The sequence below is a fragment of the Tunicatimonas sp. genome (genome assembly GCF_049647865.1).
GTDB lineage: Bacteria > Bacteroidota > Bacteroidia > Cytophagales > Cyclobacteriaceae > Tunicatimonas.
Genome location: NZ_JBARYM010000761.1, coordinates 1 through 7,776, shown reverse-complemented (window position 1 = coordinate 7,776; position 7,776 = coordinate 1). Strand labels below are relative to the sequence as shown.

General features: G+C 42.2%; 8 protein-coding genes, 2 tRNA genes and 1 other RNA gene. 6 read left to right on the top strand and 5 right to left on the bottom strand.

The annotated features are described in order from the left end of the window. The 4 genes from WBA23_RS22235 to WBA23_RS22220 form a co-directional block, all read right to left on the bottom strand. On the bottom strand, window positions 1-639 hold a 639-nt coding region (locus WBA23_RS22235), incomplete at its 3' end, for a hypothetical protein (protein ID WP_424584476.1). 1 nt (window position 640) lies between these two features. Next, window positions 641-1,723 carry a ComEC/Rec2 family competence protein gene (locus WBA23_RS22230; RefSeq protein ID WP_424584475.1) on the bottom strand — a complete coding sequence of 361 codons (1,083 nt, stop codon included), beginning with the start codon at window positions 1,721-1,723 and terminating at the stop codon, window positions 641-643. A 186-nt stretch (window positions 1,724-1,909) separates the two neighbouring features. Further along, a tRNA-Pro gene (locus tag WBA23_RS22225) sits at window positions 1,910-1,984 on the bottom strand. A gap of 75 nt (window positions 1,985-2,059) precedes the next feature. Continuing rightward, window positions 2,060-2,146 (bottom strand) — tRNA-Ser (locus WBA23_RS22220). A 180-nt stretch (window positions 2,147-2,326) separates the two neighbouring features. On the opposite strand from WBA23_RS22220, the gene WBA23_RS22215 reads away from it, so the two are divergent. The 6 genes from WBA23_RS22215 (at window position 2,327) to WBA23_RS22190 (ending at window position 7,576) form a co-directional block, all read left to right on the top strand. After that, window positions 2,327-3,295: a vWA domain-containing protein gene (locus tag WBA23_RS22215; RefSeq protein ID WP_424584474.1), complete on the top strand. Its 969-nt coding sequence runs from the start codon at window positions 2,327-2,329 to the stop codon at window positions 3,293-3,295. Then, a complete protein-coding gene (locus WBA23_RS22210; RefSeq protein WP_424584473.1) occupies window positions 3,292-4,152 on the top strand; it encodes a hypothetical protein in 861 nt (286 codons plus the stop codon). Before WBA23_RS22215 ends, WBA23_RS22210 begins: the two co-directional genes overlap by 4 nt. Before the next feature lie 121 nt (window positions 4,153-4,273). After that, window positions 4,274-5,452: an acetyl-CoA C-acyltransferase gene (locus WBA23_RS22205; protein WP_424584472.1), complete on the top strand. Its 1,179-nt coding sequence runs from the start codon at window positions 4,274-4,276 to the stop codon at window positions 5,450-5,452. 100 nt (window positions 5,453-5,552) lie between these two features. Next, window positions 5,553-5,960, top strand: coding sequence for a hypothetical protein (locus WBA23_RS22200; RefSeq protein ID WP_424584471.1), 408 nt, complete (start codon window positions 5,553-5,555; stop codon window positions 5,958-5,960). A gap of 28 nt (window positions 5,961-5,988) precedes the next feature. Beyond that, window positions 5,989-6,411, top strand: an RNA gene (rnpB, locus tag WBA23_RS22195) — RNase P RNA component class A. Between the two features lie 13 nt (window positions 6,412-6,424). After that, on the top strand, window positions 6,425-7,576 hold the full coding sequence (locus WBA23_RS22190; protein WP_424584470.1) for a sigma-54-dependent transcriptional regulator: 1,152 nt from the start codon (window positions 6,425-6,427) through the stop codon (window positions 7,574-7,576). On the opposite strand, the gene WBA23_RS22185 is transcribed toward WBA23_RS22190, so the two are convergent. Continuing rightward, window positions 7,573-7,776, bottom strand: a 204-nt coding sequence (locus WBA23_RS22185) for a family 16 glycoside hydrolase (protein WP_424584469.1), incomplete at its 5' end; no start/stop codon positions are given. The genes WBA23_RS22190 and WBA23_RS22185 overlap by 4 nt on opposite strands.

The following is a 7,776-nucleotide window of genomic DNA, read 5'->3' as shown; positions in this document are numbered from 1 at the left end:
AGCTCCAAAGTATATATTGGGTAGGTTCTGTCGGGAAATACTTTCAGGAGGGTCATAGATATGATTTAAATAATACTCACCCTTTACGCCATTGTCTAAATAAAAGCTATCAGTCAATAACACATGGAATGGTGCCTTATGCGGGTAATGTGAATATAATTCAACTTCAGCCCCTTCAGGTGGAAAGTGATTTGTAGTGAAGCCAGCTAAGTACTTACGAATCCGCCTTAAAACAGTATTTGCATCAAATAATTCTGCACCGCCTTGATCAAGATTATCTTGTTCCAGAGCGCATAAGCTTCCATCTGCGTTTTGATGACGGCGGTAATAATACTTAACTTTCAATGCCAAGAACTTTGACACTTCACTATGAGCCAGTGATGCTAAAGATTCTAACTCCGCCTTGCTTAGCGCGTTCTCGACTAGAAAAATTCTAGGAAGGGTATAAGGGGTAGCTTTAGGATAAACAATGACTACAGGGTAGTGATGTGTTACACCATTTGCTCTTACTTTAATATTTCCCGTAGAGACAAATAAAACACCTCGCTTTTGAGCTACTTCATCATAGTTACTATTATTACTAAGCTGTTTAGACTCACGCGCTAAAATTTGAGGATGACGTTCAAACCATTCACTCATGCTATCCCATAGGTTTGTTATCCAAGGTGCTGGTTCCTGCTCCGATGATTGCCGGAGCAACTCTCTTACCACCCTCTGAGTTGTCATCAGGTTCATTACCAAACCCATATTCAGTAGCTAACTCATCATCGTCAGAATAGATGTCATAATTTCCATCTGAATAGATATCTACGATCATTGATTCTCTTTTTTCACCTAAATGAAAGATGTTATCCTCATCAACGTGTTTTTTATATAATTTCATTGCGTCATCATGAGGGTGATCGTGACCACTTTCTTTCTGAGTTGGAGCACTCACTATTAGTTCGTTAGGAGCTATAGTCTCAATATGTGTTTCGTAAACATCATCATCATTATTAGGAAGTTTAAAAAAGGTGCGCGAACCATGATGAACAGCACTAAGAACTTCGGCAGATACTGAATCCTTGTGGTATTCAAGGATATGATCTTCCCAAGCGACACGGTCAGCATCACCTGTCATCAATACGCTTTTAGCTGGATTTCCGTAAGTAAACTTGATAACTGCACAATGCTCATGAATACGGCGATAGCGTTTATCCCCATCCTGTTCAGAAATTTCGTCACACAAATATTCGGCTGGCGACAACACTTGAAAATCAATATCCCCAAGTTTCTTAATAACTTGAGTCTCCCCGTCTGACTGTCTTACCTTATTCAGATCATTAGTTCCAAAAAACTTGTATTCATTGTCCGAACCGATCTTTTTGATAACTCGCTTCATTTCCTGATAGGCATCATCGTGATTTTTCCCGGGAACATGACCAGAATGCCAGACTTCTTCAACGCCCACTTTATTATGAATTTCTTCAATTCCTTCCGTATGATCTTTATGAGGATGAGTATTCATAAAGACTATCTTTTTACTATCAAGAAGATCATTAAGTAATTTTACGGTATCTATACCACCCGCGCTTTTATCAATATTGTTATCTAGCAACACGTAGCGGAAATCGCTTCCATCTGGTATTACTAATATTGCTGAGTCGCCTTGTCCAACATACAAAAAGACAATTCGAAAGACGCCTTGCTCGGGTATAATGATTTCTTGTGCTTTGTTCGCCATAATAGACTTATTATAAGTAAAAATCCCTTCCTTACTCAATAAGTATACCTAATAAAAGCACACAAGTTTCTCTTTTTAAGAGAATATTAATTTTTTAGCCAGATATGTTAAGGCCAAATGCTTGCAAATAGCTTGCAAATAAAAAAGCACTTACAAATTTGACTTCGTAAGTGCTTGATAATCAAGTCGGGGCGGCAGGATTCGAACCTGCGACCCCCTGCTCCCAAAGCAGGTACGCTAACCGGACTGCGCTACGCCCCGAACAAATATTTATTAGATAGCTATGATCTTGATAACCCTACTACTACAAAGATTTCTCTCTGTTGAATTGCAGAGCGGAGAGAGGGGGATTCGAACCCCCGGTACCTGTTAGGGTACGCATGTTTAGCAAACATGTGGTTTCAGCCACTCACCCACCTCTCCAGGTTTCTTTGACCTAACGTTTAATAAAGGGTGCAAATATAAAATAAGTTTTATTACTATGCCAACCAGAACAAGAAAAACAAAAGGTAAAAATTACTTTTTTGGCTTGTCATAACTTCCCTTGCTTAGATTTGCACTTAGTGCTTATTTTTGTCGTTACCTTTGATAAGTAAAGCAAGTATGGATTGGTATCGTTCGTTCAGTACAACTGAAATAGTATTTCTTTCTCTCTTTATCGTAGGATACATTCTGTATCTGACTAGAGTCATTCGGATCAATCGGGCAATTCCGGTAGGATACCGGGCGGTAGTATTCAAAGTGGGGTTGCGTGCTCTTTACTTCGTATTGTTCTTGGTAGCCCTTCTGGGACCACTTATGGGAAAAGCGACCAAGGAAATTCAGGCAGTAGGTAAAGATATTTTCATACTGGTAGATCTCTCTCAATCTATGAATGCCAACGATGTGCAACCTAGCCGATTGGAAAAGGTAAAATATGAATTGAAAGATATTGTAAAGTCATTTAGTTCGGATCGGATCGGGCTGATTATCTTCTCATCCGAAGCGTTTATTCAAAGTCCGCTTACGTACGACCAAAGTGCGTTGAATATGTTTATTGATGCACTGAATACTAGTTTGGTCCCTAACTCAGGCACCGATTTTACTCCTGCTCTTCGCTTAGCCCTTGAGAAATTTGAGAAAGATGAAGAAAATCCATCTCAACAAAAATCGAAGGTGCTACTACTAATTAGTGATGGAGAAGATTTTGGCGATGATATTTCAGCAGTATCTGAGAAGATTCAACAAAGTGGTATTCGTTTGTTTACCTTGGGAGTAGGGACTGAGCAAGGTAGTCAATTGGTAGTGAGGGGGGTGCCTAAAACCGATCGGTCGGGTAATGTAGTTATAAGTAAATTGAAGCCTCAGGCTTTACAGCAATTGGCTAACCAGACCAATGGTCAGTACTTTGAGATTAGTGGTCGGCAGGATGATACCGAGCGACTTATTTCTTCCGTTGGCCAAATAGAAGGAGAATTAAGGGATTCGCGGCAGATTGATGCCTCAGCGAACAAGTATTTCTACTTTTTGCTGTTAGGTGTAGGATTATTTTTAGTAGATCATTTAATAAAATTAAAAACGATAAGAATATGAAATTGCTGGGTTGGGTGCTGGGTCTTCTATTATTTGTAGGTGGAATCGATGATATCGCCACAATCAATCGGTTGAAAAAACAGGCAGAAGAAGCGTACCAGAAAGGTGATTATACGCAAGCCGTGCAGTATTATCAACTGCTGGTAGATTCTATGCAAGTACAGGATGAACGCGTTTATCTGAATTTGGCTCACGCGCAATTGCACGCCGGAGATACTGCTACTGCCCAACGGCAATACGGCCAGCTTATGAATGCAGAAAGCGCTGCTATTAAATCAGTAGCTTATCAGCAGCTAGGAAACTTAACCACCCAGCAGCAGCAGTACCAAGATGCACTAGCCATGTATAAAGAGTCATTGAAAGCCAACCCGGCTAACGAAGACGCTCGCTATAATTATGAGTTGGTAAAGAAACTTCAGAAAGAACAAGAGCAGCAGCAGGATCAATCAGAGGACAATCAAGATCAATCTGACGAAGAAAAAGAACAGGAACAACAAAATCAGGAGCAGAACGAGGAGCAATCGGAGCAGCAGCAAGATCAAGAAGGAGAGTCTACTGATGAACAAAATCAAGATCAACAACAAAGCGATTCGGAACAACAAGAGGGTGATCAGCAGTCAGAAGAGGCTGATCCTCAAGAACAGAATACGCAACAAGGTGAAGAGCAGAGCGAAGGTGAGAAAAGCGAGGAAGAAATGTCTAACTCTCCTTTATCAGAACGCTTAGAAGAAATGAATATTAGTGAAGAAAAAGCTCGAATGATTCTGGAAGCTATGCGCAATAATGAGATGCAGTATATTCAACAAAACCGCCGAAAACCAACCAAACCCAAAGACCGCTCTAAACCTGATTGGTAATTTATAGGTTTTGGGAGTTAGGTTTTAGGTATTGGTATAATCCAGTAAGGTAAGTGCTTTTGTTTCTACATTCCGCTCTAATTCCCAACACCCAATCCCTAACCCCAAAAATAAAAACACTATGAACACCGTATACATCGTTTCCGCTGTGCGAACTCCCATTGGATCATTTGGGGGTAGTTTAGCCAGCATAAATGCTACCGAATTAGGGACTGCTGCTATTAGAGGAGCTATTCAGTCCGCTCAGATTTCCGAGAGTGAGGTGGAAGAGGTACTGATGGGTAATGTAGTTTCGGCCAATCTTGGGCAGGCACCCGCTCGGCAAGCTGCTTTGGGAGCAGGTATTCCGAATACCGTTCCGTGTACTACGGTTAACAAAGTTTGTGCCTCAGGAATGAAAGCCGCTATGTTTGGTGCTCAAGCGATTATGTTGGGGCAAGCTGACATCATTGTAGCCGGAGGCATGGAGAGCATGTCTAATATCCCATATTACCTGCCTAAAGCCCGTTTCGGTTACAAATATGGGGGCGGAGAACTCGTTGATGGGTTAGAAAAAGATGGGCTATTTGAAGTGTACAATGGCTTTGCAATGGGCAACTGTGCCGATAATACGGCTAAGGAAATGAATATTTCTCGAGAAGCCCAGGATCAATACGCTATTGAATCATACAAGCGGGTAGCACGAGCTACTGAAGCTGGACACATAAAACCCGAGATTGTTCCGATAGAAGTTCCGCAGCGTAAGGGCGAACCACTGCTTCTCACAGAAGATGAAGAGTACAAACGGGTTGACTTTAAGAAGATACCTAACCTGCGTCCGGTATTTAGTAAAGAAGGAACAGTAACAGCTGCCAATGCTTCCACCATTAATGATGGAGCGGCGGCTATGGTACTGGTGAGTGAAAAAAAATTAAAGGAACTTAATTTAAAACCTGTTGCGAAGATTTTAGGATTTGCTGATGCGGCCCAAGACCCACTCTGGTTTACCACCTCTCCTGCACTAGCCATCCCTAAGGCAATACAACAAGCAGGAGTTAGTTCGCAGGATGTAGACTACTACGAAATTAATGAAGCCTTTTCGGTAGTAGCTATCGCTAATAATCAAAAGTTAGAGCTAAATCCCAATCAGGTAAATATCTTTGGTGGGGCAGTAGCGCTGGGTCATCCGCTGGGGTGCTCCGGAGCGCGTATCGTCACTACGCTTTGCAACGTACTCCAACAAAAGAATGCTACTATTGGAGTAGCGAGTATCTGCAATGGCGGTGGTGGCGCGTCGGCAATAGTGATAGAGCGAGTATAATAGCCGTAAACAGTACATTGTAAGAGGATTTATAGAGTTAAACCTGTATTTTCTAGTACATTCAGTAGATTCGTAGTTTAATCAATACACTTGTAAGACTATGGATCTAGTAGATTTTATGCGGAAAATATCAGATGAACTGGAAGGTCAGTTCTCTGAATACGATGAGAACACTTTAGTAATTGTGGTTCCTCTCGGAAAAGGTCGTTTCCAAGCGGTACGGGGTAAAGTACAGGAAGTTGATGATCAGGGTACAACAACTATCTCATTTATTTCTAAAGTGTGCCCCTTCTATCAACATATGGATTTGATAGACTTCATGGAAGAAAATAAAAAAATGCTCCACTCGCGGTTTATAGTTGATGATACTTTCATTAAGGTAGAAGCATCGGTTTTCCGGGAGTTCGTTAGTATACAGAACAAAGAATATATTAAAAATGCTATCCGAGAGGTGGCTCAAGTAGCTGATAAATGGGAGCATAAACTCACTGGGTTAGACGTTTTCTAAAAAAAATCGTACAATTGTTACATAAACATTAGTAAGCCGTCTTGCCGCGGAGTGCCCACTAGGCATTACGAGGAAAGTCCGGGCAGCACAGAGCACCGTACTTCCTAACAGGAAGGGTTGGTCTCCAATAGAGTTGGAGATGAATACAGAAAGTGCCACAGAAAACAAACCGCCCGCCTAAGGCGGGTAAGGGTGAAAAGGTGCGGTAAGAGCGCACCGCTCCGAGGGTGACCAAGGAGGCAGGGCAAACCTTACGGGCTGAAAGGCCAAATAAGTGCAGCAGACCAGCTTGGCTGGGCATAGGGTGGCTCGCCCTATTCTTTTTTGGAAGAAGCTGTACGGGTAGGCCGTTCGACCCCGGTAGCAATGCCGGGGCTAGATAAATGGCAAGATTCCAAAAGTAGTTTCTACATCTGGAAAACAGAACCCGGCTTACAGGCTTACTTATATACTTTAGCAATGGTATGGCAAAAATTCTCATCATAGACGACGAAAAAGCAATCCGCGGATCGTTACGAGAAATCCTGGAGTACGAAAAGTACACAGTAGATGAAGCCACTGATGGCGAAGAGGGTCTTCAGATGCTGGCGAAAGAGGACTACGACGTAGCCCTCTGTGATATCAAAATGCCTAAAATGGATGGTATTGAGGTACTAGAGAAAGCCGTTCAACAGGGAACGAATACACAGTTTATTATGGTTTCGGCCCACGGAAGCATTGAAACTGCGGTAGAAGCTACTAAAATAGGAGCTTACGATTTTGTACAGAAACCACCCGATCTTAACCGTCTATTAGTCACGATTAAGAATGCACTTGATAAATCAGATTTGGTAGAAGAAACTGTAAAGCTTCGTAAGCGAATAGCAGGAGTTAGCGAAATTGTTGGCGAATCCGAAGCTATTTCTGAGGTAAAAGAAACAATCGCTCGGGTGGCGCCTACCGAAGCCAGAGTATTAGTTACCGGACCAAATGGTACTGGAAAAGAACTGGTTGCTAAGTGGTTGCACGCTCAAAGCAGTCGGGCTAAAGCTCCTCTTATTGAACTCAATTGCGCCGCTATTCCTTCCGAACTTATTGAAAGTGAGCTGTTTGGTCATGAAAAAGGGTCATTTACTTCTGCTATCAAACAAAAGAAGGGAAAATTTGAGCAGGCTAACGGCGGTACACTCTTTTTAGATGAAATAGGTGATATGAGCCTTTCAGCTCAGGCCAAAGTACTCCGAGCACTGCAAGAGCATAAAATTACTCGTGTGGGTGGCGATAAAGCCATCAAGGTAGATGTTCGGGTAATTGCCGCTACCAATAAAGACTTAAAACGGGAGATTGAAGAAAAAAATTTTAGAGAGGATTTGTATCATCGCTTAAGCGTAATTCTCATTCATGTTCCGGCCCTGAAAGACCGGAAAGATGATATCCCGCGACTGGTAGATAAGTTTTTACACGATATTGCTCAGGAGTACAGCGCGCCTACCAAAAAAATTACCCCAGATGCCCTTACCGAACTACAAAGCTTCGAGTGGACCGGAAATATTCGGGAGTTGCGCAATGTAGTTGAGCGATTGGTGATTATGTGTGATGCCGAGATTACGGCATCGGATGTAAAGCGCTTTACTTAATCCGGTAGCACTTTCACCATAATATTTTTATAGTAGACTTTGCTCTTAGGATCGTGCCCTTGTAGTGCGAAAGTCCCTTTATCTAAGTACCGTCCCGAGGTACCAGCATCTTCTTTCACGTCTTTTGGCTCCACGTATTCGGTAACTACTTCTCCGTCTACCCGGATAGTAACCAGACTATCTTGTACGGTAATGTGTTG

Coding starts and splice junctions, on each gene's coding strand:
- WBA23_RS22200 (WP_424584471.1), top strand. CDS start 5,553: ATGGATCTAGTAGATTTTATGCGGAAAATATCAGATGAACTGGAAGGT.
- WBA23_RS22215 (WP_424584474.1), top strand. CDS start 2,327: ATGGATTGGTATCGTTCGTTCAGTACAACTGAAATAGTATTTCTTTCT.
- WBA23_RS22210 (WP_424584473.1), top strand. CDS start 3,292: ATGAAATTGCTGGGTTGGGTGCTGGGTCTTCTATTATTTGTAGGTGGA.
- WBA23_RS22230 (WP_424584475.1), bottom strand. CDS start 1,723: ATGGCGAACAAAGCACAAGAAATCATTATACCCGAGCAAGGCGTCTTT.
- WBA23_RS22190 (WP_424584470.1), top strand. CDS start 6,425: ATGGCAAAAATTCTCATCATAGACGACGAAAAAGCAATCCGCGGATCG.
- WBA23_RS22205 (WP_424584472.1), top strand. CDS start 4,274: ATGAACACCGTATACATCGTTTCCGCTGTGCGAACTCCCATTGGATCA.